Genomic DNA, 24,195 nt, shown 5'->3' on the forward strand with positions numbered 1-24,195 from the left:
GGGTCTCACCGCCGCCGTCACCAGACGCGCACCGACCCGCCCGGCGCGAAGGCGGGGCTGGTGGCGCCGGCCGGGACCTCCTTCAGCGGTTCGGCGATCTCCTCGACGGACGGACCGTGGACGGCGGCGAGCCCGTCGAGGAGGGCGAGGTCGAAGCCGTAGACCCGGGCCGCGTTGCCGCCCACCATCGCCGCGACCTCCTCGCGCGGCAGCCCCGCGTAGGCGATGCGGAGCCCTTCGCGCGAGTACGGTGCCGTGCCCTCGTCGTGCGGGTAGTCGCTGCCCCACATGATCTTGTCGAGGCCGATCCGGTCGCGCAGCGGCACCTCGTGGGGGCGCATGAAGCTGGCGCCGACGAAGCAGTTGTCGCGCCAGACCTCGCTGGGGCCCTTGCCCATGGCGGCGGCGAGCCCGGCGCCGAACTTGGACTCGGCGGTCGCGGAGCGCGTGGCCGCGGCGACGAGCCTGCCGTGGTAGTAGTCGAGCATCTCGACGACCGCCGGGATCCATCCCGACCCCTGTTCGGTGAGGACCAGTCGCAGCCCCGGGTGGCGGCGGAAGGCTCCGCCGAAGATGAGGTGCCACAGCGCCCGGTGCGAGAACCATGTCGTCTCCACCATGAACACGGCCCGTGCGGCGGGTTCGTCGCCCAGCGGCGGGGAGGCGGAGCCGCCGTGGTGGTTGACGGGGACGCCGAGCTCTTCGCAGACCGCCCACAGCGGGTCGTAGGCGGCCGAGTAGAGCTCCGGGACGCCGGAGCCGGGCGGGGCGCCGGGCAGCAGGATGCCGCCCGTGAGGCCCGCCTCCTTGCTGCGGCGGACCTCCGCGACCGCCTCGTCGACGTCGTTGAGCAAGATCTGCGCGACGCCCGCGCGCCGCCCCGGGGCGAGGGAGCAGAAGTCGGCGAGCCAGCGGTTGTGGGCGCGCAGCCCGGCCCAGCGCTGCTCGTACTCCTCGCGGCCCGGTGCCGGGGCCATCAGGGACGCGGACGGGAAGAAGGGCGGGATGGTGTTGGGGTAGACGACCTCGGCGACGATCCCGTCCGCCTCCAGCTCGGCGAGCCTGCGGTCGGAGTTCCAGTTGCGGTCGGCGGTGTCGGCGACGAGGTCCTCGTACGGGTTGACGTACGTGGCCGCCCACGCGTCGAAGTCGTCGTGGTGGCGCTTCTCCAGGTACGGCTTGTAGTCGAGGAGGTCGGCGCCGGCGTGGCAGTCGGCGGAGACGACCGTGTAGCGCTCCGTCATTCAGCTCGCCCCCAGGGAGGGGAAGTCGTGGTCGGTCAGCCAGTGCCGGCCCACCTCGCGCGACCTGGCCCAGGACGCCTCGACGGCCGCCTGGTCGTCGGGCTGCCCCAGCTCGGCCGGGGTCGGGCCGATGCGGCGGGCGACCGGGGCGAGCTTCGCGGTGTCGAAGCCGAAGACCTCGGCGGCGGCGAGGCCGAGGATGCGGCGGGTCTCGGCGACCGGGATGTCGTGGAAGGTGTTCCTCAGCCAGGCGCGGGTGTTGGGCCAGGTGCCCTCGGGGTGGGGGAAGTCGCTGCCCCAGAGGATGTTGTCGACGCCGATCTCGTAGCGCTGGGCGAGTTCGCGCCGTTTGGTGTTGGTGGCGCAGATGAAGACCTGCCGGTCCAGGTACTGGCTGGGCGGCCGCTTCAGCTCGGCGAAGGGGGAGAGCTTCTTGCCGCCGTGGGCGCCGAGGTAGAGCCGGTCCATGAACCACAGCAGGTTCGGCAGCCACCAGCAGCCGGACTCGGCGACGCCGAACTTCAGGCCCGGATGGCGTTCGAAGACCCCGGACCAGAGCAGGAACCAGAGCGGCCGGGCGGGCCACCAGGTCACCTCGGAGACGTAGATGCCGAGGTGGTCGCCGTACTCGTGGCGGGGGGCCGCGCCGGAGTGGGTGACCAGCGGCATCGCGGTCTCCGCGGCGGCCGCCCAGACCGGGTCGTACCGGCGGTCGTGGTACGGGGCCTTGTCGACCCACATGGAGGGGATCATGAGCGCGCCGAGACCGGACTCCCTGGCCCGGTGGATCTCGGCCACGACCCGGTCCACGTCGCCGGTGACGGGCAGCAGGGCGACCCCGCAGTGCCGTTCGGGATGTTCGGAGACGAACTCGGCGAGCCAGCGGTTGTGCGCCTGCGCGCCCGCCATGCCGAGCTCCGGGTCCTGGTCGCCGGAGAGGCCGAGCCCGACGCCGAAGGGTGCGGCGGTCCGGCTGTCGACGGCGTCCGCGTCGGGGAAGACGACCTCGCCGGCCACCCCGTCGCCGTCGAGCTCCTTGAGCCGCTGCGCGGTGTCCCAGCCGCCGCGCAGCCCTTCCTCGTTGTCGTGGAACCACTTGTCGGCGAACGCCTCGTTGCGTACGCCGAGGCGGGTCATCTCCTCACGGCGGCGGTCGCGTCCGTCGAGAAACTCGTCGAAGTCACGGGGTCCAGGTAGGGCCGGTACTCCTCGGTGGGCAGCCCGGCGTGGCAGTCGGAGGAGATGATCAGGTACGGCTCGTTCGGCTTCGGCTCCGTCATCGCAGGTCTCAGTCCCTCGGTCGCTCAGTCCAGGATGAAGCTCTCGAGATACGACGGGTCGGCGCGGTCGAGCATCGACCGCGCGCGTGCCCGGATCTGGCGGTCGCTGTGCTCGCTCGCCGGGAGCAGCCAGAACCGGCCGGCCCGTATGCCCTCGACGACGTGCTCGGCGACCTCCTCGACCGGTGTGAACGCCACCTCGTGGCCCGCGGCCCGCATCGCCGCCTCCCACTGGTCGAGGCTGCGGTACGGGCTCCGGCGCGGCCGCTCCTTGGCGTACCGCTCGGGCCTGTTGCGGTGCGACTCCCACAGGCCGGTGCGGAGCATGTGCGGGCCGGGGAAGAGCACGGACGCGCCCACGTCCGCGCCCTCGGCCTTCAGATGCGCGTACAGCGACTCGGTCATCGTCACGACGGCCGCCTTGGTGACGGCGTACACGGACGCGGTGGGCAGCGGCGCGATCCCGCCGTCACCGGAGGAGGTGTTGACGACGTGGCCGGGCTCACCGCCCGCGATCATGCGCGGGACGAACGCCTGGACGCCGTGGAAGACGCCCCACACATTGACGGCGAACGCCCATTCCCAGTCGTTGGGTTCGTGCTCCCACATCCGGCCCTCGGCGCCCGAGCCGACGCCGGCGTTGTTGCACAGCACGTGCACGGCGCCGTAGGTCGCGTACGCGGCGTCGGCGAGCCGCCGTACGGAGTCCCGGTCCGACACGTCGACGACGTGTCCGAGGACGTCCGCGCCGTCCGCGGTGAGTTCGTCCGCGGCCTTGCGCAGCGCGGCCTCCTCGACGTCCGCGAGGACGACCTTCAGGCCCTCGGCGGCGAACCGCCGCGCCATCGCGCGTCCGATGCCGCTCGCCGCGCCGGTGACGACGGCGACCTGGCCCCCGGCCAGCCTCACCGGACGCTCCCCTGCGGGGGTCCGTCGAGGATCTGCTGCGGGTCGTCGTAGCGCTGGTGCAGATAGGGCAGCAGGGCCTGCGCGGCGACCCGTTCGACGACCCTGCCCCTCTGGTCCGTCGTCTTCTCGCCGATGGTGAGCTCCACGAGCGCCCGTACGGGCAGGTCGGCGACCGGGTCGTACATCGACTCGCGCAGGACGACGTCGCCGGTGAGCCGTTCGAGCCTGCGGACCTTCTCGTTGCGTACGCAGTGGACGAGGACCGGCTCGGTGTCGAAGCCGGAACCGTCCACGGCCGGGAGGCACTTGAAGTAGAAGTCCACCTTCTCGGCGGGGTCCGGGAGCGGCAGCGGTCCGCTCACCGCGGCCCGGACCTCGACGAACGCGATGCCGTGCCGGGCGAGCGCCGCCCGCACGACGAGGCCGTCGCGTTCGACCGTCACCTCGCCCAGCTTCTTCGGCTCGCCGAAGACCTCACGGCCGCCGATCAGGGCCCGCTCGTGGGTCATGGGCATCACGAGCGGGTACCAGCCCTGCTGGTCGCCGTGGGCGGCGGCGACCGCGACCGAGCCCGCACCGAGCGGATAGCCGGGCAGTTCGACCTTGCTGATGTTCGCCCGTACGAGAGGCAGCTCGGCGGGTTTGAGCGGCGGCGGCAGCACGGCCGCGACCACGTCCGGGTCGGTCTCCCACACTGCGACGACGCCCGTGGACCAGATGTCGGGGAGCCGGGCACCGGCCGCGCGTGCCGCGGTGATCTCGGCCTCGGTGCGGGCGCCGTATCGTACGCGTGCCATGTCGTACCGCCCTTCGCCGTACGTCGGGGGTCGAGTCCTGTAACACAGTTACACCAGGGCCCCTGAAGGGTAAAGGGCCATGCGGACGCGAGAGTCGAGGAGCCGATGCCACGTACCGCGCTGACCCGCGACGAGGTGCTCGACGCCGCCGCGGACCTCGTGAGGCAGCACGGCCCGGACGCCCTCACCATGCGCAAGCTCGCCGCCGGGCTGGGGACGGCCGTCACCTCGATCTACTGGCATGTCGGCAATCGCGAGTCGCTCCTGGACGCGCTGGTCGAGCGCACCGTCCAGGAGATGGGGGCGATCCGGCCCAGGGGGCGCACACCGGCGGCACGCATCGTCTCCGTCGCCCGCCGGCTCCGCCGCGAGCTGCGCTCACGGCCGCATCTCATCGCGATGGTCCACGAACGCGGCCTGACCGAGCGGATGTTCCTGCCCGCCCAACGGGCGCTGGTCCACGAGGTGCACGCCGCCGGACTGCGAGGGGCGCGCGCCGCCGACGCCGTACGGGCGGTGCAGTTCCAGATCGTCGGCTTTGTCCTGGTCGAACGCAATCGTGAACGCGCACCGGTGCAGTCACCGGGCGAGCAGGAGCTGTGGGGTGGGCGCACGGCGGGCGGTCCCGCGGAGGAGGACGCGGCACTCGCCCGCGCGCTGGCACGCCCCGCCGACCCGGAGAAGCTCTTCACCCTCTCCGTGGAGGCCCTCGTGAAGTCGCTGCTCGCCGACCGGGGTTGAACGGGCGGCAGACGACGGGGACCCGCTCGCCGGCGCACAGGCTCCCGCGCTCCGGCCCGGGCCGGAGCGGGAGTGTCAGTGGCGGCCCGTATTCTCTGTGACCATGCTCGACGACCGTACGACCGCAGCAGCGTGGCCGACCGCATACCCGCAGGGGTACGCGGTCGTCGACGTGGAGACCACCGGACTCGCCCGCGACGACCGGATAGTCTCTGCTGCCGTCTACCGGCTGGACGCGCAGGGGAACGTGGAGGACCACTGGTACACACTGGTGAATCCGGAGCGGGATCCGGGACCGGTGTGGATCCACGGGCTGACGAGCGACCTGCTGGAGAGCGCGCCGCTCTTCCCGGACATCGCCCATGAGTTCGCACACCGGCTCGACGGCCGGGTGCTCGTCGCGCACAACGCGATCTTCGACTGGTCCATGATCGCGAGGGAGTACGCCCGGGCGGAGCGCGTCGCTCCGGTGCGGCAGCGGCTGTGCACGATCGCGCTCTCGAAGGAGCTGGCGCTGCCGCTGCCCAACCACAAGCTGGAGTCGCTCGCCGCGCACTTCGGCGTCGTCCAGCGCCGCGCCCACAACGCCCTGGACGATGCGCGGGTCCTGGCGGAGGCGTTCCGGCCGAGTCTGCACACGGCCGCCGAGCGGGGTGTGCGGCTGCCGCTGCTGGAGTGCCGGGCGCTGACCGAGTGGTCCCCGGGCCCGGCCGCTCCCCGTATCGGCCGCCAGGCGTCGGCCTCGTCGTACCGGCCGGGCTGGGGCGGGTGGCGGCCGTCCCGCAAGCGGCCCCCGTGTCCGTACCCCAACCCGGGGCGCTACGAGCCGGACAAACCGCTCAAGCAGGGCATGAGGGTGGCCTTCTCGGGTGACACGTCCGTCGAGCGGGAGCTGCTGGAGGACCGCGCGGTCGAGGCGGGGCTGCATGTGGCGACGAGCGTCTCCCGGCTGACGAGCCTGCTCGTCACCAACGACCCGGAGGCGCCGACCTCGAAGACCCTCAAGGCGAGGTCGTACGGGACACCGGTCGTGGACGAGGCCGCCTTCACCCAGTTGCTGAGGGACGTGGCTCCGGCGGAGGGAAGCGTCCAGGACGTGGCCGCGCCGGCGGAGTGACGGACCCGCCACGGATCCCCGCACCGGACCTCCGCGGCGCCGGACCCCCGCAACGACAGGGCCTGGGCCCCGTCGCCCGACTCGGGCCGACAGTGACGTCAGCGGCTACCGCCGCGCGGCGAGCGGGGTGTCCGCCGGGTCTCGCCGTCCACGTCCACCGGCGGTGCCTGTGTCGGACCTCTGCCCTCCGCGGCGCCGGACCCCGCACCGGACCCCCGCGCCGGACCGGTACGCCTCCGCAGCCGGTCGGCGTGCCGCTGCGCCGGTCGGGTGCAGCCGCGCCGACCCGCCAGCCGGGATCTTGCTCCGGTCGCCCGCGCTCCGGAGCATGCGGCGCATGGCACGTTGCGAGGTCTGCGGAAACGACTACGGCATGTCGTTCGAGGTGCACGCGCAGGGCGCGGTGCATGTCTTCGACTGCTTCTCCTGCGCCATCCACCGGATGGCGCCCGTATGTGAACACTGCCGGGTCCAGATCATCGGCCAGGGCGTCGAGGCCGACGGCCACTGGTACTGCGGCGCCCACTGCGCACGCTCCGAGGGAAAGGCGGGCATCGTCGACCACGTCTGACCCGGACCACCCCCCCGGCGGTCCGGCCCCCCTCCTTCCGAGCACCCCATGGCCGAGTTGTACGGTCATGGGGTGTACCGCTTCCTGTTGTCCCGGCAGTGGGTGATCCTCACCCTCGTCAGCCTCGCCCTCATCCCCACGATGGTCGAACTGGGCTTCTGGCAGCTGCACCGGCACCAGCACCGGGTCGCGCAGAACAAGCTGATCTCGGACAACCTCACCGCCCGGCCCGTCCCGGTCACCGAGCTCACCTCCCCCGGTCACACCGTCCCCCGCGCCGACTACTGGCGGCGGGTCACCGCCACCGGGACGTACGACACCGCCCACGAGGTCGCCGTCCGGCGCCGCACCAACGCCGACGACCGCGTCGGCTTCCATGTGCTCACCCCGCTGGTCCTCGCCGACGGCCGCGCGGTCCTCGTCAACCGCGGCTGGGTGCCCGCCGCCGCCGACCAGGCGGCGTTCCCCGAGGTACCGCCCGCGCCCAAGGGCACGGTGACCGTCACCGGACGGCTCATGGCCGACCAGACGACGAGCGCCAGCGGCATCAGGGACCTGAAGGGCCTGCCGCCCCGTCAGATCATGCTGATCGACAGCGGACAGCAGGCGAAGGCCATCGGACGCGCCGTGCTCGGCGGTTATCTGGAGCAGACCGCGCCCGAGCCCGCCGGCAACTCCCCCGAGCTGATCCCCGATCCGGACCACGACTCGATCGGAGCCCACATGGCGTATGCCGTGCAGTGGTGGCTGTTCGCGGCCGGGGTCCCCGTCGGCTGGGTGATCCTCGTACGCCGCGAGAAGCGGGACCGTGCGGCGGCGGCAGCTGCCGGGACGCAGGAGGCCGAGACCCGGCCGGCCGCGGCCGGCTGAGCGGACGCCACAGGCCGGGTGGTGGTGCCTGCCGCATAGGGACACGGCGCGGCGGGAACACGCGAGAGCGTGACGCTACGCATCGAGGACTATGCGCTCATCGGCGATCTGCAGACCGCCGCCCTGGTGGGCAGGGACGGTTCCGTCGACTGGCTGTGTCTGCCGCGCTTCGACTCGGGCGCCTGCTTCGCCGCACTGCTCGGCGACGAGGACAACGGCCACTGGCGGATCGCCCCCAAGGACGCGGGGCCGGCGGGGCACTGCACACGGCGCGCGTACGTACCCGGCACGCTCGTCCTCGAATCCGTATGGGAGACCAGGACCGGCACGGTCAAGGTCGTCGACCTGATGCCGCAGCGCGACAGGGCACCCGATGTCGTACGCGTCGTGGAGGGTCTCAGCGGCCGGGTCGAGATGTCCGCCGTCCTCCGGCTGCGCTGCGACTACGGCTCGGTGGTGCCGTGGATGCGGCGCTCCCGGGGCCACCGGGTCGCGGTCGCGGGACCCGACTCGTTATGGCTGCGCATCGAGCACGCGGAGTCCGTTCCGGTCAAGACCTGGGGACAGGAGTTCAGCACCCGTACGTCGTTCACGGTCGGCCCGGGCGAGCGGGTGGCGTTCGTCCTCACCTGGCACCCCTCGCACGAGCCGCGTCCGCGGCTCGTCGATCCGTTCGAGGCGCTGGAGCAGAGCGTGGCCGACTGGACGCAGTGGTCCGCCCGGTGCCGGTACGAGGGTCCGTACCGCGATGCCGTACTGCGCTCGCTGATCACCCTCAAGGCGCTCACCTACGCCCCGACGGGCGGGATAGTCGCCGCGCCCACGACCTCCCTGCCGGAGGACCCCGGCGGTGTACGGAACTGGGACTACCGCTACTGCTGGCTGCGCGACTCCACGCTCACGCTCAACGCGCTCCTGAGGACCGGCTACACCGAGGAGGCGGCGGCGTGGCGCGACTGGCTGCTGCGCGCGGTCGCCGGCGACCCGGCGGATCTGCAGATCATGTACGGGCCCGCCGGTGAGCGGCGGCTGACCGAGACGGAGCTGCCGTGGCTGCGCGGCTACGAGGGCTCGGCGCCGGTGCGGATCGGCAACGCCGCCGTCGACCAGCTCCAGCTCGATGTGTACGGCGAGGTCATGGACGTGCTGGAGGCGGCCCGGGAGTCGGGGCTGCCGGACCATCCGCACGCCTGGAACATCGCGCTCAGCCTGCTCGGCTTCCTGGAGTCGAAGTGGCGCGAGCCGGACGAGAGCCTGTGGGAGGTGCGAGGGCCCCGGCGGCACTTCGTCTACTCCAAGGTGATGGCCTGGGTCGCGGCCGACCGCGCCGTACGCGCGCTGGAGAACGACCCGTCGCTGCGCGGCGACGCACGGCGGTGGCGGGCGATGCGGGACGAGGTGCACGAGGAGGTCTGCGAGAAGGGCTTCGACTCCGACCGGAACACCTTCACGCAGTCGTACGGCTCGCGGGAGCTGGACGCGGCGACGCTGCTGATCCCGCGCGTGGGCTTCCTGCCGCCGGACGATCCCCGGGTGATCGGGACGGTCGACGCGGTACGGGCGGAGCTGAGCCACGACGGGCTGATCCGCCGCTACAGCGCGCGCGGCGCCGCCGCCGTGGACGGGCTGCCGGGCCGTGAAGGAACGTTCCTGGCCTGCTCGTTCTGGATGGTGGACGCGCTGCGGATGACGGGACGTGTGAGGGAGGCGACCGAACTCTTCGAACGGCTGCTCGCGCTCCGCAGCGATCTGGGGCTGCTGGCCGAGGAGTACGACCCGGCGGCGGGCCGGCAGCTGGGCAACTTCCCGCAGGCGTTCAGCCATCTCGGCCTGGTGGGCTCCGCCCTCGCCCTGGCCGCACACGAGACGGCAGGATAGGGCCATGGATCTTGGACTGAAGGACCGTGTGTACGTCGTCACCGGAGCGACGCGAGGACTGGGGAACGCGTCGGCGCGCGCGCTGGCCGCGGAGGGCGCGAGGCTCGTCATCACCGGGCGGGAGGAGAAGGCGGTCGCGGCGGTCGCCGCGGAGCTCGGCCCCGACGGACAGGTGATCGGCGTCGCGGCGGACAACGCCGACCCGGCGGCCGCCGAGCGGCTGATCACGGCGGCACGTGAGCACTTCGGCCGCCTCGACGGCGTCCTCGTCAGCGTCGGCGGCCCCGCGCCCGGCTTCGTCGCGGACAACAGCGACGAGCAGTGGCGGGCGGCGTTCGACTCGGTCTTCATGGGGGCGGTACGGCTGGCCCGGAGCGCGGCGGAGGCGCTGGGCGACGGCGGCGTCATCGGCTTCGTCCTGTCCGGCTCGGTCCACGAGCCGATCCCCGGACTGACGATCTCCAACGGCCTGCGTCCCGGTCTCGCGGGCTTCGCCAAGTCACTCGCCGACGAACTGGGTCCGCGCGGCATCCGCGTCGTGGGCCTGCTCCCGGCCCGTATCGACACGGACCGCGTGCGCGAGCTCGACGCCCTCTCGGGCGACGCCGAGGCGGCCCGCGCGGCCAACGAGTCCCGCATCCCGCTGCGCCGCTACGGCACACCGGAGGAGTTCGGCCGTGCGGCGGCGTTCCTGCTGTCACCCGCGGCCTCGTATCTGACGGGCATCATGCTGCCGGTGGACGGCGGGGCACGGCACGGCTTCTGACCTCCGGGGCGACGTGGCTCCTGGGCGTTCCGGCCGCTGTGGCTCCTGGGCGTTCCCCTCCCGAGGGCCGGGCGTTCCGGCCGCTGTGGCTCCTGAGCGTTCCCCTCCCGGAGGCCGGGCGTTCCGGCCCCGATGGCTCCTGGGCGTTCCGGCCCGTCCCGGTGGGTCCCGGCGCACAAGTCGGCCGGTGGCTGCCCGCGTCTGGTTGCCGCGGGCAGCCACCGGCCGCCGTCGAGTGCCGTAGGGCGAGTGCCGCGAGGGCTACTCCTGGGGGAATATGTCCCCCGCCCCCATGGCGCTCTCCTGCTCGCTCTGCTCCTGCAGCCTACGGGCCTTGTCCTGGAGCCGCTGCCGCTCCTCCGGGTCGCCGGCCCGTTCCGCAGCCTGCCTCAATTCCTCTGCCTTCTGACGCATCTGCCGGACGCGCCCACCGGATTCACCTGCAACGCTCATGGTCACTCCTCGGACGTCGGGATGAGCGGGCACTTTCAGCCAACCAGTGCGTCCGCAACGCCGCATCCGGAGCGGTCGCCCAGCGCGATCCCCGCAGGTCGCGCCCGGCCCGCCGCTACGTCACGCGCCTCGCGCGGTGCCGTTCGGCACGAAGGCGGACCTCCGACGGCAGCGCGGCCAGCCCGGCCGAGTCGCGGGCGTGGGTCAGGGCCTCCGTCGAGAGCCGGTGGAGCGTCGCACCCGGCGAGGCGTACGGCTCCAGGAGGAGGCGCACCCGGGCCGAGGGCGCGGTACGGCGGCCGTGCAGCGCGACCCGCGCATGGGCCACGCCCTCCAGGCTCTCCGCCTCGGCCGCCAGCACGGACTCCAGCGCGCGCCCCCGCAGCAGCGCGCCCTCCCCGTCCCCGCTCTCCACGAGGACTTCGGCCAGGCGGGAGCGGCGCAGCTGCGCCAGCAGCCACCACACCGCCAGCAGCAAGAGCACCGCGAGGGCCGCGATGACCGCCGGCCACCACCAGCCCGCGTCCCGCCACCGCTCCCGCGCGCCCTCGCGGAGCAGCACGTCACCGGGCCCGGCCCAGGGCCACCAGGACGGCACGGCCACGCCCAGCCCGGTGACCAGCACCGCTCCCCCGACGGCCAGCAGGACCAGCCCGGCGAGAGCGAGCAGCACGCGATTGACGACCCGGAGCATCCCCGTCATCCCTTCTTCGCCGGGCGGCGCACCCGCACGGACAGCACGGGTGGGCGCGACAGCGCCAGCTCGCGGATCCCCGCGCCGAGCACCGCGTCCAAGTCGGCCCGCACATCGTCGAGTTCGCGGAAGTGGGACACCGCCCGCACACCCACCCGGGCCCGTCCGACGCGGACCCGCACGGACTGCACCCCGGACACCTCCATCGCCCGGTCGCGCAGCACCAGTGCCGCCGCGGCCCGGTCGATACCCGCCCGTACGTCCGTGTCGGCCGGGTCCCGGCGCATCGGCAGCAGACTCCGCAGCCCCGGCGTCACCGCGAGCACGATCAGCCACACACCGAGCGCCGCCGCCACGCCCGCGCCCACCAGCACCCAGGTGTCGTCCAGCGGCCGCCGCTCCAGCTCGTCCGCGAGCGAGCGGCGCCATGCCATGCCGGCCCGACCGGTCCGTACCGCCGCGACGTCGTACAGCAGCAGCGCCGCACCGGCGGTGAGCGCCGCCGCGAGCAGCCCGGCCGGGATACGCCGAGTGGACCAGAACCGGCCGCTCCGGCCGTCCTCGCCGGCCGCCGCCGACGGCCGGTACGCGGCGGCGGACGCGGACTGGTCCAGCTCCGTCACCGGCCCGGCCGTCCGCACCGGTCCGCTCTCCTTCACGGGCCCTGCCCCCGGCACGGATCCGCCGTCCTTCACCGGTCCGCCGTCCTTCACCGGTCCGGTCATCGGAGCCTCCCCTGAGCCGCCCGGCGCGTATGGACGGAGTGCAGCCGCTCCACCTCCACGGCGACCTCGCGCACCACCATCCCCGCCAACGCCTCTACCCGCTCAGCCACGTGGCGACGCACCGCACCGCACTGCGCGCCGATGTCGCAGGGGTAGCCGAGTTCGAGGCTGATCCGGACGCGGGCGTGGTCCTGGTGGACCGTGACCGTGGCGTGCGGGGCCGAACCCCCCTCGGGGGCGCGCCCGACGGCCTCACGCGCCGCCCGCGCCGCGATCTTGGCCACGACCCGGTCCGCGATCACCGTCGATCCGCGCTCGGCCGGCCCGGGCGCGGTCCCCTCCGTCGGCACCGGCGGATCCGTCGGCACGGCTGGATCCGTCGCCACGGGTGGAGTGGAGTCCGCGGCCACGCCGTGTCACCTCCGCCGGTCGCCGTGCTCGCGGCCCCGGAAGAATTCGCCCGGTTCGAGGTCGCCGTCCAGGAAGCGGCCCGCCACGAACCCGACCGCGCCGAGCGCGGCCACCAGAAGAAAGGCCGCGAAGCCACCGAAGTACCCGGCGAAGCCGAGCGCCATGCCGGCCAGCAGGCCGACCGCAGCCATGCTCATCGTGCGCTCCTCTCGTGAGCCCGGTAGCCCGCCGGCTCCGTGCTCCGTAACCCGGGGTCCCGTCACTGGAGGCGCGGCTCCGGTTCTTCCTCTTCCTCATCCGGCAGTTTGACGTCACTGACCGCGATATTGACCTCGACGACCTCAAGACCGGTCATGCGTTCCACAGCGGAGACGACGTTCTCACGGACGGCCCGGGCCACGTCCGAGATCGACACCCCGTAGTCGACGACGATCTCGAGGTCGAGGGCCGTCTGGACCTCGCCGACCTCGGCCTTCACGCCGCGGGAGACACTGGCCCGCGCACCGCCGGGCACGCCGACCCGGTCGCGTACCGCGCCGAACGTGCGCGAGATGCCGCTGCCCATGGCGTGCACGCCGACGACGTCCCGCGCCGCGAGTCCGGCGATCTTCTCCACGACGCCGTCGGCGATGGTCGTACGGCCCCGTGTGCCCGGATCGCCGCCGCCCCGCCTGACGGCCCCCGTGCCTGTGCCCGCCGGTTCCTTCTTCACATTCAGTTCGGTGTCGGTCATCGCCATGCGTCCCTTTCCGGGCGGTGGTGGACTCCTGACCCCGGTGACCACACTATGTGCGCTTGCCCCGTCCCGCGCCGGGGATGCGGCAGGCTGGAGCAATGACGACGGCGGACGGATGGGCCGGGACGGTACGGGCCCGGCTTGGTCTGGGCAGGATCCTCCCGCTCGGTACGGCAGCGGACGGGGCCTGGCTCACGGAGCGTGCGGCGCAGTCCGTGCTGCACGCGGCGGCGGCCGGGGAGGTGCGCGGCGCGGTGGTGGGGCGGCTGCGGATCGGGCTCGCCGACCCGGGACTCGCGGCGGAACCCGTGGTCCCGCCCCCGCCCGGGGCCCTGCCACCGGGCCTCCTGCGTATCGAGGCGGAGTTCGCGGCAGCCCCCGACGAGCCGATCCCCGTCCTCGCGGAGCGGCTCCGCGCGGCGCTCCACACCGCGGCCGTGGAGCGCCTGGACCTGGCCGTGACGGAGATCGATCTGCGGGTGACGGCGCTGCTCGACGCAGCACCGGGACCGGAATCAGGAGCGGGACCCGACCCGGATTCCGGGAAGTCGCCGGCCAAGGTGTCGGCGGCACCGGCGCAGGGCGAGCTGGGCAGGGCGGCCGCCGCGGCGCCGGGGGTCGCCCACCTCACGGACGCGCTGGGCGTACCGGTCCGTGTCGCGGATTCGTCCGTCCGGGTCGAATGCGCGACGTCGCGTGGTCACCGTCCGCTGGCCGTGGCCCTGGCCGTCCGGAAGGCGGTCGCTCCGCTGCTTCCGGAGCCCGTCCCGGTGACGGTGCTGATCACGGACGTACCGGCCTGAGCAGCGCACCCCAGGGCGCGGACGACCGGTGCGCCGTGCCGACGGTGCGCGGTGTCGGTAGTGCGCGGTGCCGGCTGATGCGGCGCCCCAGGGGGTGATGTGCGGGCCTCAGTCGGCCAGGCCCGCGAGGTCGCGCAGGCGCCGGGCCTGGGCGACCCGCTCGGCCGTCCGCTGCTCCTCGTACGTACGCCCCTGGGCACCGCGCAGCAGCGCCTTGGTCTCGATCACGGCGTCGCGGGGCGCGGCGAGCAGCGCGGCCGCCAAGTCGCGCACGGACGCGCCGAGTTCCCCGGCGGGCACGACGAGATTGGCGAGGCCGATGCGCTCGGCCTCCTCCGCCTGGACGAAGCGCCCGGTCGCGCAGATCTCCAGCGCGCGGGCGTAGCCGACGAGCGAGACGAGCGGGTGGGTCCCCGTGAGGTCCGGGACCAGCCCGAGGCTGGTCTCGCGCATGGCGAACTGCACGTCCTGCGCGGCGATCCGCAGATCGCAGGCGAGGGCGAGCTGGAACCCGGCACCGATCGCATGGCCCTGGACCGCCGCGATCGACACGATGTCGTTGCGGCGCCACCAGGTGAACGCCTCCTGGTACTCGGCGATGACCGCGTCCAGCTCCGCGTCCGAACCGCGGGCGAGGTCGAGGAACGACGGCTCACCGTCGAAGCCTTCGGGCGTGAACGCCTGACGGTCGAGCCCCGCGGAGAAGGACTTGCCCTCGCCGCGCAGCACAACGACCCGCACGGTGCCCGGCAGCGACCGTCCGGCCTCCGCCAACGCCCGCCAGAGAGCGGGAGACTGGGCATTGCGCTTGGCCGGATTGCTGAGGGTCACCGTGGCCACCGCGTCCTCGACGCTGAGCCGTACGCCGTCCTTGTCGAGCACAGGGTCCAGCGAGTCGAGCGAAGTCATGAGGTGCCTCCGGTTCCGGTAACGGTGGGGTGCGATCGGTGCAGCGACAACGAAGTGACTGCACAGTAACCACCCGGTCGACCTCAGGATCGACCGGGTGGCCGACACCACCGGAACCGGCTTGCCGGCCTCGGACGCCGCTCGGAGCAGCTGCCGCCGTCGGCCGTCAGGCCGATGCGGCCTTCTTGCCCCGCGTCGCCCCGCCGCGTCCCCGCAGCGTGACTCCGGACTCGCTGAGCATCCGGTGTACGAACCCGTAGGAGCGGCCGGTCTCTTCGGCCAGCGCCCGGATGCTCGCACCGGAGTCGTACTTCTTCTTCAGGTCTGCCGCGAGCTTGTCGCGCGCGGCGCCGGTCACCCGGCTGCCCTTCTTCAGAGTCTCGGCCACCCGTGCCTCCTCATGGGAAGTGCGCTCTGGACTCTCATGATCACCCCTCCGGGGCTTCATGGCCACCCATTCGACAAGGTCCGTGCGAAAGGCTTTGACGGCCACGAAAGCGGCGCCGCCATCGGAATCTCGAATTCCGGTGGCGGCTGCCGAGACGTTTCGGCGTCTCACAGGATGAAATTCCAGGTCAGGGCGCCAGGGCCCGGACGGAGCGGTTCCGTGCGGTGGCGGACCGTTTCAGCGCGCCGCCACGCCGGGGTACGAGACGTACTCACTCAGATGAAGGATCATCCATGAGCCGAATGATCCATACGGAGTGGATCAGTGCGGAGGGATCACCCGCAGCCCGTCCCGCGGAGGCCCCTCAGGCGAGCGCGACGAGATCCGCGTAGTCCGCGCCCCACAGGTCCTCGATGCCGTCCGGCAGCAGGATGATCCGCTCCGGGCTCAGCGCCTCGACCGCGCCCTCGTCGTGGGTGACGAGCACGACCGCGCCCTTGTACGTGCGCAGCGCGCCGAGGATCTCCTCGCGGCTGGCCGGGTCCAGGTTGTTGGTCGGCTCGTCGAGGAGCAGCACGTTCGCCGACGAGACCACCAGCGTGGCCAGGGCGAGCCGGGTCTTCTCACCGCCGGAGAGCACTCCGGCCGGCTTGTCGACGTCGTCACCGGAGAACAGGAAGGAGCCCAGCACCTTGCGCACCTCGACCAGGTCCAGGTCGGGCGCGGCGGAGCGCATGTTCTCCAGGACGGTGCGGTCCGGGTCGAGGGTCTCGTGCTCCTGCGCGTAGTAGCCGAGCTTCAGGCCGTGGCCCTCGACGACCTGGCCGGTGTCGGGCTTCTCCACGCCGCCGAGGAGGCGCAGCAGCGTGGTCTTGCCGGCGCCGTTGAGGCCGAGGATGACGACGCGGGAGCCCTTGTCGATGGCGAGGTCCACGTCGGTGAAGATCTCGAGCGAGCCGTACGACTTGGACAGGCCCTCGGCCATCAGCGGGGTCCTGCCGCAGGGCGCCGGCTCGGGGAAGCGCAGCTTGGCGACCTTGTCGGAGACCCGGACCGCGTCCAGGCCGGCGAGCAGCCGCTCGGCGCGGCGCGCCATGTTCTGCGCGGCGACGGTCTTGGTGGCCTTGGCGCGCATCTTGTCGGCCTGGGCGTTGAGCGCGGCGGCCTTCTTCTCGGCGTTCTGGCGCTCGCGCTTGCGGCGCTTCTCGTCGGCCTCGCGCTGCTGCTGGTAGAGCTTCCAGCCCATGTTGTAGATGTCGATCGTGGAGCGGTTGGCGTCGAGGTAGAAGACCTTGTTGACCACGGTCTCCACGAGGTCGACATCGTGGGAGATGACGATGAAACCGCCCCGGTACGTCTTCAGGTAGTCGCGCAGCCAGACGATCGAGTCGGCGTCGAGGTGGTTGGTCGGCTCGTCGAGGAGCAGGGTGTCGGCGTCCGAGAACAGGATCCGGGCGAGCTCGACACGGCGGCGCTGACCGCCGGAGAGGGTGTGCAGCGGCTGGCCCAGCACCCGGTCGGGCAGGTTGAGCGCGGCGGCGATGGTGGCCGCCTCGGCCTCGGCGGCGTACCCGCCCTTCGTCAGGAACTCGGTCTCCTGGCGCTCGTACTGCTTCATGGCCTTGTCGCGCGTCGTGCCCTTGCCGGTGGCGATGCGGTGCTCGTTCTCGCGCATCTTGCGGATCAGCACGTCGAGGCCGCGGGCGGAGAGGACGCGGTCGCGGGCGAGGATGTCGAGGTCGCCCGTGCGCGGGTCCTGCGGGAGATAGCCGACCTCGCCCGAGCGGGCGATCTGGCCGGCGGCGGGGACGCCCTCGCCGGCGAGGCACTTGGTGAGGGTGGTCTTGCCCGCTCCGTTGCGGCCGACGAGGCCGATGCGGTCGCCCTTGGCGATACGGAAGGTGGCGGACTCGAGGAGGACGCGGGCGCCGGCACGCAGCTCGATGCCGGAAGCGGTGATCACGGAAAGACTCCAGAACGGACGGACGGCGGAAGGACGACGGGGCGTGCGGAAGCTTCGACGCCGTCTAATCCATGAGGAGAATTGCCATACGGGCCAGTCTACCGGGCGGATGCAACCGCTTTTCTGTGGTTCTCCCCACGGTCGCCGGGCCGTGGGGAGAACCTGCTGCGGACGTGCCGCGGGGCACTGGCACGGGGCGGTGAGCGGGGTGCGAGCGGGGTGGAGGGCGAGGCGGCGGGCAAGGCAGCGACAGGCGGACAAAAGGGGCGAGTCGTACGGCACTGTTCGATACTCGGGACATGCAGTTCGACGAAAACGCCGATCTGGACACCTCGGAGGTCCAGGATGTGCGCGGCAGCCGCATTCCGGGTGGCAAGGCCACCGTCGGCGGCGGCATCGTCGGCTTCATCGCGCTGGTCCTCGGCCTGCTGTTCGGGGTGGGGCCGGACCAGCTGGGGCTCACCGAGGGCAGTCAGGAGCCGCGCGACAGCGCGTCGTCCGCCGCGCAGGTCGCGCAGGCCTGCCGCAAGGGCGCGGACGCGAACATCCGGGAGGACTGCCGGGTCGTCGCCGTGGTCAACAGCGTGCAGGACTTCTGGCGCGCGGAGTACGCACGGCGCGGCGGGCGCTACGCGGACGCGCCTACGGTGATGTTCACGGGCCGGGTCGGCACCGCCTGCGGCTCGGCGAGCGCGGCGGTCGGGCCGTTCTACTGCCCCGGGGACGGCAAGGTCTATCTGGACGTCGACTTCTTCAACGACCTGCGGACCAAGTTCGGAGCGAGCGGCGGCCCCTTCGCGCAGGCGTACGTCGTCGCGCACGAGTACGGCCATCACATCCAGGACCTGATGGGCACGCTGGGCCGTGCGCAGGACCGGCGGGTGGGTCCGGGCAGCAACGCGGTCCGCGTGGAGTTGCAGGCCGACTGCTACGCGGGAGTGTGGGCGCACCACGCGACGACCACCCCTGACGAGCGGACCGGCAGGCCCCTGCTGACACGGCTGACGGACGAGGACATCAGGGACGGCCTGAACGCGGCCGCGGCGGTGGGCGACGACCGGATCCAGGAGGCGATCCAGGGCCGGGTCACTCCGGAGTCCTGGACCCACGGCTCGGCGGCGCAGCGCCAGCAGTGGTTCTACCAGGGCTACCGCACCGGCGACATGGCCGCGTGCAACACCTTCCGCTGACCGGGCGAGCCGGGCCGACCGGGCCGACCGGGCCGACCGGGCCGACCGGGAGGTTTTCCACAGGTGCCGGGCGTTGTCGGCGCCCCCTGCCAGACTGAGACCCAGCTCACAGTCCTGTGGTCGAGCGAGCGAGTCCAGCAGAAATAGAGGGGTGATCGGCATGGCGGAGGCACCGGACATCTGTCCGACGCTGGTGTACGCGGACGCGAAGGCGGCGATCAAGCAGCTCACCGAGGCATTCGGCTTCACGGAGCACGCCGTGTACGAGGGCGAGGACGGCAGGGTCGTCCACGCCGAGCTGTCGTACGGGAACGGGATGGTGATGCTGGGCAGCAAGGGGACCGGGAGCCCGTTCGACAAGCTGATGGAGGCCGGCGGTCCGGCGGGCGTCTTCATCCATGTCGACGACGTCGACGCACACCATGCCAGGGCGGTGGAGCACGGCGTGGAGGTCGTGACGCCGCCCACCGACCAGGACTACGGCTCGCGGGACTACATGACGCGCGACCTGGAGGGCAACGTCTGGAGCTTCGGGACGTACAGACCGGGGGCGGAGGGCTGATCTCCCGGGCCCCGCGCCCCGGGGCGCTGTGCGGCCGCGGTTCCGCCGGTACCGGTAGGGCCTAGGCGCCCCCGGTGTGGACCTGGAAGGCCGCCCGGCGGACGGCCTTGGCGAGGGCGGGGTCGGGGTGGGCGGCCGCGAGGGCGACCAGGACCTGCACGGTGCGCGGGTGGCCGACCGCCCTGATCTCGTCCAGCAGCGCGGGGACGGTGCCCTGGACCGCCGAGTCGAGGTGGCGGACCAGGAGCGCGGTCTCGCCGTGGTCGGCGACGGCCGCCGCGGTGTCCACCCAGAGCCAGGTGGCCTCCTCGCGGGTGAGGACCTCGGCGGTGTCCTCGGGGTCCGCCCCCTCGTACTCGGCGAGCCAGAGCAGCGCGTACGGACGCAGGGACGGCTCTTCGGCGGCGGCGCGCACCCCGGCCTCGGCGGGCCCGCCGACGACCCGGAGCGCCTCGAAGGCGAGGCCGCGGAGCAGGGCGTCCTCGCCACGGGCGGCGGCGAGGAGTTCGGCGACGGCGCTGGAGACGGTGCGGGCGGCGAGCCAGGCCCGGTATTCGTCGCGGGCGGGACCGGGGCTGAGCCGGGCGCAGCCGCGGAGCATGTCCTCGGCGGACTGCTCGATATGGCCTGCGGGGCTCTGGGCGGCGACGCAGATCTGTTCGAGCTTGACCCAGACCGCCCAGTTGCCGAGCGGGGTGAGGGTGGCCTGGTCCGGGCCGAGGGTGAGCGCACCGACCGCGGCGAGGCCCTCCAGGGCCCAGTCGAGCAGGGCCGAGAGGGGGACGTCGGACTCGGCGGTCGCGGCCGGATCGGGCTGGGGGCCGTAGGGCACCTCGCAGCGCTCCTCGCGGAGTTCCGCGACGCGCTGCTGGAGCAGGTCGAGCAGGGCGGGCACGAGCACGGGGCCCGCGGAGAGCTGGAGGAGGGAGAGCACCTGGGGGACGGCTTCGACGACCTCCGCGACGGCCGCGGGGGCGACATCGGCGGGGGCGGGGTGGACCAGGGACCAGGCGTCGAAGAGGGCGACCCAGCCGCGCAGCACGGCGGTGTCGTCGCGGTCCCAGACGTTCAGCCGCCAGCCGGGGCGTGCGATGTCGCCGTGGAGCTCGACGAGCCCGGCGAGGCGGGCGCGGTCCCAGCCCGCGCTCACCTGGTCCGGTGTCAGCTCCAGCGCGGCGGCCGCCCGTTCCCGCGCGGCGGGGCCGGCCGCCGTGTCGCGGGCGGCGGCGGCCCAGCGGGCGACGCGGACCGCGTCGGCGAGCAGCTCACGCGCCTGGCGGGCCAGCTCCGAGGGGGGCGGAGTGCCCTCGGGCGGGCGCGGTGCGGGGCGCGTACGCCGGTTCGACACGGCGCGGCGGGCCGTGACCGTGGGGCGAGGGCGGACGAGACGGAGTCTGGAGTCGCGCAGGTTACGGGACGTCACGGGGAGCAGTCTTCCCGCTGACCGCCCGAAAGCCCAAACGGAATCCGCGATCTCGTGGAAGGGGGGTGCCGCAAAGAGGCGGCGGAGGGGCGACAGGGGCAGGTCGAGGCGGCTTCGAAGCGGCCCGGCGGGGCCCCGGACAGGACCTGGGCGGGCCCCGGCGGAACCGGGGCGGCCAGGGAGTCTCTAGATCAGGGGGGTGAGGAAACGGCGGAGTGCTTCCTCGTAGCGGGCGGGGTCGGCGTTCCACATGGCCGCGTGGGGGGCGTCCGGCACGGTCTGGAGGGTGACCAGGTCCGGGCGGCGGGCGGCGAGCTCGCGGGAAGGCGCCCAGGGGGCGAGCCGGTCGTCGGGGCCGTGGAAGATCAGCGTGGGGACGCGCAGCGCGTCCGGGTCGGCGGCCTCCTGGAGCCGGTTGCCGTGCAGCCCGGTGCGGCCCTGGGCGGCGCGTACGGCGAGGGGCAGCAGGACGGACGGGGTGCGGCGGGCGGTCGCCAGAGCGCGCAGGGTCGCCTCCCAGTCCAGCATCGGGGAGTCCAGGACGAGCCCGGCGATCCGGTCCCGGTGCACGGAGTTGGCGGCGGCGTGCAGCGCCATGGAGGCGCCGGTGGACCAGCCGTGCAGGATGACGCGTTCGGCGCCGGCGCCGACGGCGTACCGGACGGCCGCGTCCAGGTCGCGCCATTCGGCGTCGCCGAGATGGCCCAGGCCGTCCGGCGAGCTGGGCGCGCCCGGGTCGCCCCGGTAGGCGAGGGAAAGGACGGGCAGCTGCCGGCCGGCCAGGAACGGCAGCAGGTTCAGGGTGTGCTCGCGGGTGCCGCCCAGGCCGTGCACGGCGATGATCCAGGTGCCGCGCGGGCCGGGGACGAACCAGGCGGGCAGGGTACCGAGTTCGCCAGGGATCTCCACGTCCTGGTGGTCGATCCCGAGGGCGCTGCTCGGCGTGCCGGTGTGCAGCTGCGGGGTGAGCCGCACCTTGGTGCCGATGTCGAGGCTGCCGTGCGCCACGCTCTCCAGCCGCCGCACGACGGTGTCCGCGGCGTGCGGCACGTCCTCCAGGACGGGCCCGACGACCGCGTGCACTCCGGTGCCGGTGAGGCCGTAGATACCGGGTCGGACGGCGACGAGGCTGCGGGTCAGGGTGATGCGGCCCGGTCCCGTCGCGTGCACGGTGAGCCGGGGCTCGCCTGGCAGCGGCCGGCCGGCGGGTGCCTTCAGCGCGGCGTCGCTGGCATAACGGCCGGCCGCGAACGTGGCCGCACCGAGACCGATGAGGGTGGTGACGGCCGCTGCCGTCGCTGTAGCCGGGCGCACTGCTCCAGTGTCAGCACGTCACGGCCGGGCTGCCAGTGGGCGCGGGCGGGGCGGGTGACGCCGTTGGGGACCGGCTGCGGTTCAGCGGCCCGGGTGCTGGCCGTAGCCGCGGAGCTTGTCGCCGACCTCGTCGAGCTGGGCGCGGGAGAGCAGGGACGGCTCCCGCCCTGGCACGGAGCTCGCCGCGAGCCAGAGCCGGCACATCCACTCCAGCTGCGCGGTGCGGTCGTACGCCTGGTCGAGTGAGTCTCCGTAAGCGACGGTCCCGTGGTTCTGGAGCAGACAGCCCGTGCGGTCCGCAAGGGCGCCGAGCATGTTCTCGGCCAACTCTTCGCTGCCGTAGAGGGCGTAGGGGGCGACGCGGACGGGTCCGCCGAGGGCCGCGGCCATGTAGTGGACCAGCGGGAGCTCCGTGACCAGGGTGGAGACGGCGGTGGCGTGCACGGCATGGGTGTGCACGACGGCGGCCGCGTCGGTGGCGCGGTAGATCTCCAGGTGCAGCGGCAGCTCGCTGGTGGGCGTGAGCTCGCCCAGTCGCCGGCGCCCGTCGAGGCCGACGCCGACGGCGTCCCCGGGGCCGAGCCGGTCGTAGGGCACACCGCTGGGCGTGGCGAGGACGAGGTCGCCGTCCTCGGTGGCGACCCGTACGGAGACGTTGCCCGAGGTGCCGACGACGAGCCCGTCCGCCGCGGTCCTGCGGGCCGTGGCCACGAGCTCCGCCCACGCCCGTCCGATCACGTCCTGCCCGTGCCGGCCGTCCTGCCCGTGCGCTGCGCCCTGCCCAAGCCGGCCGTCCTGCTCGGCGCCCCCGTGCCCGGTGCCCTGCCCCTCGCTGCCCTGCCACTCGCTGCCCTGCCGCTCGCTGCTCTGCCGACTGGTCATGCGGTGATCCTTCCAGGTCCGCTCCGCAGGGTGACCAGAATCTCTTCGAGGGGCCGACGGCACGCGCGACGGGGTCCGGCGCGCGAGGGCAAGGGGTGCTCCGGAGCGCCTCGGGACCCCCGTGAAGCCCGCGCTGAAGCCTTTCCGCCGTGCGTCCGGCCTGTCGCACCAGTTGCGCTCCACCGCACCAGTGGAATGGCCATAACCCGTTGCCAGCACCTCAAAGCCCCACTCAGTTCATCTTCTGTTCATCCAGATTGCCTACGTTCGGCGCGCCACTGACATCCAAAAGAAGCCTGGGTAAATGGAAAACATCACGCTTCTCCTCGGGATCGTGATCATCACCGCTCTCGTGTTCGACTTCACGAACGGTTTCCACGACACAGCCAACGCGATGGCGACGACCATCTCGACCGGTGCACTCAGACCGAAGACGGCGGTGGCCATGTCCGCCGTGCTCAACCTCGTCGGCGCCTTCCTCTCCATCGAAGTCGCCAAGACGATCTCCGGCGGCATCATCAACGAAGCGGGCATCCGCACAGAAGTGATCTTCGCGGCCCTCGTCGGCGCGATTCTGTGGAATCTGCTCACCTGGCTGCTGGGCCTGCCGTCCAGTTCCTCGCACGCGCTCTTCGGCGGCCTCATCGGCGCCGCCGTGATGTCCGCGGGCTTCTCCGCGGTCAACGGCGGCACCATCGTCACCAAGGTGCTGATCCCGGCCGTCGCCGCGCCGGTCGTCGCCGGCCTCGCCGCGTTCCTCGCGACCCGGCTGACCTACCGGATCGGCAGCAGGACCGACGACAAGGCCACGTCCAAGGGCTACCGGGCCGGCCAGATCGCCTCCGCCGGCCTCGTCTCCCTCGCGCACGGCACCAACGACGCGCAGAAGACGATGGGTGTCATCACCCTGGCCCTGGTCACCGGCGGGGTCCTCGCCCCGGGCTCGAACCCGCCGATGTGGGTCATCGTCTCCGCGGGTCTCGCGATCGCCCTCGGTACGTACCTGGGCGGCTGGCGCATCATCCGCACCATGGGCAAGGGCCTGACCGACCTCCAGCCGCAGCAGGGCTTCGCCGCCCAGACCAGCGCCGCGACCGTCATCCTGGCCTCCTCGCACCTGGGCTTCTCGCTCTCCACCACCCAGTCCTGCTCCGGCGCCGTGATGGGCGCGGGGCTCGGCCGCAAGGGCGGCGTCGTCCGCTGGTCCACCGCGACCCGGATGTTCGTCGCGTGGGGCCTGACCCTGCCGGCCGCCGCACTCGTCGGTGCCGCCGCCGAGTTCCTCACCGGCCAGGGCACCTGGGGCATCGCCGCCGTGGCGCTGCTGCTGCTCGCAGGCTCGGGCACGATCTGGTCGCTCTCGCGCCGCAAGCCGGTCGACCACACCAACGTCACGGACGACGAGGCCGCCGCGACCGGTGCCCGTGGCGGGTCCGGTGCCGGGTCCGAAACCGGGACCGGGACCGACGGGGCGACGGACGGCCTCAAGGTCACCATCCCCGCCCCGGCCGCGCCCGCGGCCACAGGTGAGCACGCACCCGCACCCGCCGCCACGGTGTAAGGAGAGAA

Annotated in this window: 25 protein-coding genes and 1 pseudogene; 10 read left to right on the plus strand and 16 right to left on the minus strand. The window is 73.0% G+C overall.

From position 1 onward, the window contains the following. Window positions 1-17 precede the first annotated feature (17 nt). The 4 genes and pseudogenes from KK483_RS06760 to KK483_RS06775 all read right to left on the minus strand — a co-directional run bounded on the left by KK483_RS06760 (window position 18) and on the right by KK483_RS06775 (window position 4,230). The gene (locus KK483_RS06760) at window positions 18-1,244 is read right to left on the minus strand and encodes an amidohydrolase family protein (protein WP_262004293.1); all 1,227 of its coding nucleotides are present in this window, start codon (window positions 1,242-1,244) and stop codon (window positions 18-20) included. Continuing rightward, a pseudogene (locus KK483_RS06765) lies at window positions 1,245-2,524 on the minus strand (amidohydrolase family protein). It abuts the gene before it with no gap. Window positions 2,525-2,548: 24 nt separating this feature from the next. Further along, window positions 2,549-3,433, minus strand: a complete 885-nt coding sequence (locus KK483_RS06770; RefSeq protein WP_262004294.1) for an SDR family NAD(P)-dependent oxidoreductase — start codon at window positions 3,431-3,433, stop codon at window positions 2,549-2,551. Continuing rightward, the gene (locus KK483_RS06775) at window positions 3,430-4,230 is read right to left on the minus strand and encodes an acetoacetate decarboxylase family protein (RefSeq protein ID WP_262004295.1); all 801 of its coding nucleotides are present in this window, start codon (window positions 4,228-4,230) and stop codon (window positions 3,430-3,432) included. Before KK483_RS06775 ends, KK483_RS06770 begins: the two co-directional genes overlap by 4 nt. A gap of 105 nt (window positions 4,231-4,335) precedes the next feature. On the opposite strand from KK483_RS06775, the gene KK483_RS06780 reads away from it, so the two are divergent. The 6 genes from KK483_RS06780 (at window position 4,336) to KK483_RS06805 (ending at window position 10,173) form a co-directional block, all read left to right on the plus strand. Then, window positions 4,336-4,971 carry a TetR/AcrR family transcriptional regulator gene (locus KK483_RS06780; RefSeq protein ID WP_262004296.1) on the plus strand — a complete coding sequence of 212 codons (636 nt, stop codon included), beginning with the start codon at window positions 4,336-4,338 and terminating at the stop codon, window positions 4,969-4,971. A 103-nt stretch (window positions 4,972-5,074) separates the two neighbouring features. Then, a complete protein-coding gene (locus KK483_RS06785; RefSeq protein WP_262004297.1) occupies window positions 5,075-6,088 on the plus strand; it encodes a DEDDh family exonuclease in 1,014 nt (337 codons plus the stop codon). Window positions 6,089-6,425: 337 nt separating this feature from the next. After that, complete coding sequence (locus KK483_RS06790; RefSeq protein WP_262004298.1) at window positions 6,426-6,659, plus strand: hypothetical protein; 234 nt, start codon at window positions 6,426-6,428, stop codon at window positions 6,657-6,659. Window positions 6,660-6,731: 72 nt separating this feature from the next. Further along, on the plus strand, window positions 6,732-7,529 hold the full coding sequence (locus KK483_RS06795) for an SURF1 family protein (protein WP_262009376.1): 798 nt from the start codon (window positions 6,732-6,734) through the stop codon (window positions 7,527-7,529). Between the two features lie 69 nt (window positions 7,530-7,598). After that, window positions 7,599-9,407, plus strand: a complete 1,809-nt coding sequence (locus tag KK483_RS06800) for a glycoside hydrolase family 15 protein (RefSeq protein WP_262004299.1) — start codon at window positions 7,599-7,601, stop codon at window positions 9,405-9,407. Window positions 9,408-9,411: 4 nt separating this feature from the next. Further along, entirely contained in the window at window positions 9,412-10,173 is a 762-nt protein-coding gene (locus tag KK483_RS06805) for an SDR family oxidoreductase (protein ID WP_262004300.1), read from the plus strand. Between the two features lie 261 nt (window positions 10,174-10,434). Here the strand turns inward: KK483_RS06805 and KK483_RS06810 are convergent, their stop codons facing one another. The 6 genes from KK483_RS06810 to KK483_RS06835 all read right to left on the minus strand — a co-directional run bounded on the left by KK483_RS06810 (window position 10,435) and on the right by KK483_RS06835 (window position 13,189). Then, window positions 10,435-10,626, minus strand: a complete 192-nt coding sequence (locus tag KK483_RS06810; RefSeq protein WP_262004301.1) for a DUF6381 family protein — start codon at window positions 10,624-10,626, stop codon at window positions 10,435-10,437. A 115-nt stretch (window positions 10,627-10,741) separates the two neighbouring features. After that, window positions 10,742-11,329 (minus strand): alkaline shock response membrane anchor protein AmaP, encoded by a 588-nt coding sequence (gene amaP, locus KK483_RS06815; RefSeq protein WP_262004302.1) that lies wholly within the window; start codon window positions 11,327-11,329, stop codon window positions 10,742-10,744. Beyond that, window positions 11,326-12,045, minus strand: coding sequence for a DUF6286 domain-containing protein (locus KK483_RS06820; RefSeq protein WP_262004303.1), 720 nt, complete (start codon window positions 12,043-12,045; stop codon window positions 11,326-11,328). Before KK483_RS06820 ends, amaP begins: the two co-directional genes overlap by 4 nt. Further along, window positions 12,042-12,395, minus strand: coding sequence for an Asp23/Gls24 family envelope stress response protein (locus tag KK483_RS06825; RefSeq protein WP_262009377.1), 354 nt, complete (start codon window positions 12,393-12,395; stop codon window positions 12,042-12,044). Before KK483_RS06825 ends, KK483_RS06820 begins: the two co-directional genes overlap by 4 nt. A 66-nt stretch (window positions 12,396-12,461) precedes the next feature. Beyond that, window positions 12,462-12,653, minus strand: coding sequence for a hypothetical protein (locus KK483_RS06830; protein WP_262004304.1), 192 nt, complete (start codon window positions 12,651-12,653; stop codon window positions 12,462-12,464). A 62-nt stretch (window positions 12,654-12,715) separates the two neighbouring features. Then, on the minus strand, window positions 12,716-13,189 hold the full coding sequence (locus tag KK483_RS06835) for an Asp23/Gls24 family envelope stress response protein (protein WP_262004305.1): 474 nt from the start codon (window positions 13,187-13,189) through the stop codon (window positions 12,716-12,718). 101 nt (window positions 13,190-13,290) lie between these two features. Between KK483_RS06835 and KK483_RS06840 the strand changes: the two genes are divergently transcribed. Then, complete coding sequence (locus tag KK483_RS06840; RefSeq protein ID WP_262004306.1) at window positions 13,291-13,995, plus strand: hypothetical protein; 705 nt, start codon at window positions 13,291-13,293, stop codon at window positions 13,993-13,995. A gap of 108 nt (window positions 13,996-14,103) precedes the next feature. Here the strand turns inward: KK483_RS06840 and KK483_RS06845 are convergent, their stop codons facing one another. From KK483_RS06845 to KK483_RS06855, 3 genes are all read right to left on the minus strand, one after another. Beyond that, complete coding sequence (locus tag KK483_RS06845) at window positions 14,104-14,904, minus strand: enoyl-CoA hydratase/isomerase family protein (protein WP_262004307.1); 801 nt, start codon at window positions 14,902-14,904, stop codon at window positions 14,104-14,106. A 166-nt stretch (window positions 14,905-15,070) separates the two neighbouring features. Beyond that, entirely contained in the window at window positions 15,071-15,292 is a 222-nt protein-coding gene (locus tag KK483_RS06850) for a helix-turn-helix domain-containing protein (RefSeq protein WP_006123601.1), read from the minus strand. A gap of 364 nt (window positions 15,293-15,656) precedes the next feature. Further along, complete coding sequence (locus KK483_RS06855) at window positions 15,657-17,255, minus strand: ABC-F family ATP-binding cassette domain-containing protein (protein WP_262004308.1); 1,599 nt, start codon at window positions 17,253-17,255, stop codon at window positions 15,657-15,659. 299 nt (window positions 17,256-17,554) lie between these two features. Here KK483_RS06855 and KK483_RS06860 point away from each other — a divergent pair, with 299 nt between their 5' ends. Both KK483_RS06860 and KK483_RS06865 read left to right on the plus strand, forming a co-directional pair. Further along, window positions 17,555-18,445 carry a neutral zinc metallopeptidase gene (locus KK483_RS06860; RefSeq protein ID WP_262004309.1) on the plus strand — a complete coding sequence of 297 codons (891 nt, stop codon included), beginning with the start codon at window positions 17,555-17,557 and terminating at the stop codon, window positions 18,443-18,445. 160 nt (window positions 18,446-18,605) lie between these two features. Next, window positions 18,606-19,007: a VOC family protein gene (locus KK483_RS06865; RefSeq protein WP_262004310.1), complete on the plus strand. Its 402-nt coding sequence runs from the start codon at window positions 18,606-18,608 to the stop codon at window positions 19,005-19,007. A gap of 61 nt (window positions 19,008-19,068) precedes the next feature. Here KK483_RS06865 and KK483_RS06870 read toward each other — a convergent pair whose 3' ends face one another. From KK483_RS06870 to KK483_RS06880, 3 genes are all read right to left on the minus strand, one after another. Then, on the minus strand, window positions 19,069-20,430 hold the full coding sequence (locus tag KK483_RS06870; protein WP_262004311.1) for a hypothetical protein: 1,362 nt from the start codon (window positions 20,428-20,430) through the stop codon (window positions 19,069-19,071). Window positions 20,431-20,616: 186 nt separating this feature from the next. Further along, window positions 20,617-21,744, minus strand: a complete 1,128-nt coding sequence (locus KK483_RS06875; RefSeq protein ID WP_262004312.1) for an alpha/beta hydrolase — start codon at window positions 21,742-21,744, stop codon at window positions 20,617-20,619. Window positions 21,745-21,825: 81 nt separating this feature from the next. Beyond that, window positions 21,826-22,626: a class II aldolase/adducin family protein gene (locus KK483_RS06880; protein ID WP_262004313.1), complete on the minus strand. Its 801-nt coding sequence runs from the start codon at window positions 22,624-22,626 to the stop codon at window positions 21,826-21,828. A 304-nt stretch (window positions 22,627-22,930) separates the two neighbouring features. Between KK483_RS06880 and KK483_RS06885 the strand changes: the two genes are divergently transcribed. Beyond that, window positions 22,931-24,187 (plus strand): inorganic phosphate transporter, encoded by a 1,257-nt coding sequence (locus tag KK483_RS06885; protein WP_262004314.1) that lies wholly within the window; start codon window positions 22,931-22,933, stop codon window positions 24,185-24,187. Window positions 24,188-24,195 lie beyond the last annotated feature (8 nt).

The sequence above is a fragment of the Streptomyces sp. FIT100 genome, assembly GCF_024584805.1.
GTDB lineage: Bacteria > Actinomycetota > Actinomycetes > Streptomycetales > Streptomycetaceae > Streptomyces.

What these genes read in the sequence shown, in the direction of transcription:
- KK483_RS06810 (WP_262004301.1), bottom strand. Translation starts at nt 10,626, where the DNA reads ATGAGCGTTGCAGGTGAATCCGGTGGGCGCGTCCGGCAGATGCGTCAG.
- KK483_RS06760 (WP_262004293.1), bottom strand. Translation starts at nt 1,244, where the DNA reads ATGACGGAGCGCTACACGGTCGTCTCCGCCGACTGCCACGCCGGCGCC.
- KK483_RS06820 (WP_262004303.1), bottom strand. Translation starts at nt 12,045, where the DNA reads ATGACCGGACCGGTGAAGGACGGCGGACCGGTGAAGGACGGCGGATCC.
- KK483_RS06780 (WP_262004296.1), top strand. Translation starts at nt 4,336, where the DNA reads ATGCCACGTACCGCGCTGACCCGCGACGAGGTGCTCGACGCCGCCGCG.
- KK483_RS06775 (WP_262004295.1), bottom strand. Translation starts at nt 4,230, where the DNA reads ATGGCACGCGTACGATACGGCGCCCGCACCGAGGCCGAGATCACCGCG.
- KK483_RS06790 (WP_262004298.1), top strand. Translation starts at nt 6,426, where the DNA reads ATGGCACGTTGCGAGGTCTGCGGAAACGACTACGGCATGTCGTTCGAG.
- KK483_RS06830 (WP_262004304.1), bottom strand. Translation starts at nt 12,653, where the DNA reads ATGAGCATGGCTGCGGTCGGCCTGCTGGCCGGCATGGCGCTCGGCTTC.
- KK483_RS06805 (WP_262004300.1), top strand. Translation starts at nt 9,412, where the DNA reads ATGGATCTTGGACTGAAGGACCGTGTGTACGTCGTCACCGGAGCGACG.
- KK483_RS06845 (WP_262004307.1), bottom strand. Translation starts at nt 14,904, where the DNA reads ATGACTTCGCTCGACTCGCTGGACCCTGTGCTCGACAAGGACGGCGTA.
- KK483_RS06835 (WP_262004305.1), bottom strand. Translation starts at nt 13,189, where the DNA reads ATGACCGACACCGAACTGAATGTGAAGAAGGAACCGGCGGGCACAGGC.
- KK483_RS06840 (WP_262004306.1), top strand. Translation starts at nt 13,291, where the DNA reads ATGACGACGGCGGACGGATGGGCCGGGACGGTACGGGCCCGGCTTGGT.
- KK483_RS06880 (WP_262004313.1), bottom strand. Translation starts at nt 22,626, where the DNA reads ATGACCAGTCGGCAGAGCAGCGAGCGGCAGGGCAGCGAGTGGCAGGGC.
- KK483_RS06785 (WP_262004297.1), top strand. Translation starts at nt 5,075, where the DNA reads ATGCTCGACGACCGTACGACCGCAGCAGCGTGGCCGACCGCATACCCG.
- KK483_RS06860 (WP_262004309.1), top strand. Translation starts at nt 17,555, where the DNA reads ATGCAGTTCGACGAAAACGCCGATCTGGACACCTCGGAGGTCCAGGAT.
- amaP (WP_262004302.1), bottom strand. Translation starts at nt 11,329, where the DNA reads ATGACGGGGATGCTCCGGGTCGTCAATCGCGTGCTGCTCGCTCTCGCC.
- KK483_RS06885 (WP_262004314.1), top strand. Translation starts at nt 22,931, where the DNA reads ATGGAAAACATCACGCTTCTCCTCGGGATCGTGATCATCACCGCTCTC.
- KK483_RS06865 (WP_262004310.1), top strand. Translation starts at nt 18,606, where the DNA reads ATGGCGGAGGCACCGGACATCTGTCCGACGCTGGTGTACGCGGACGCG.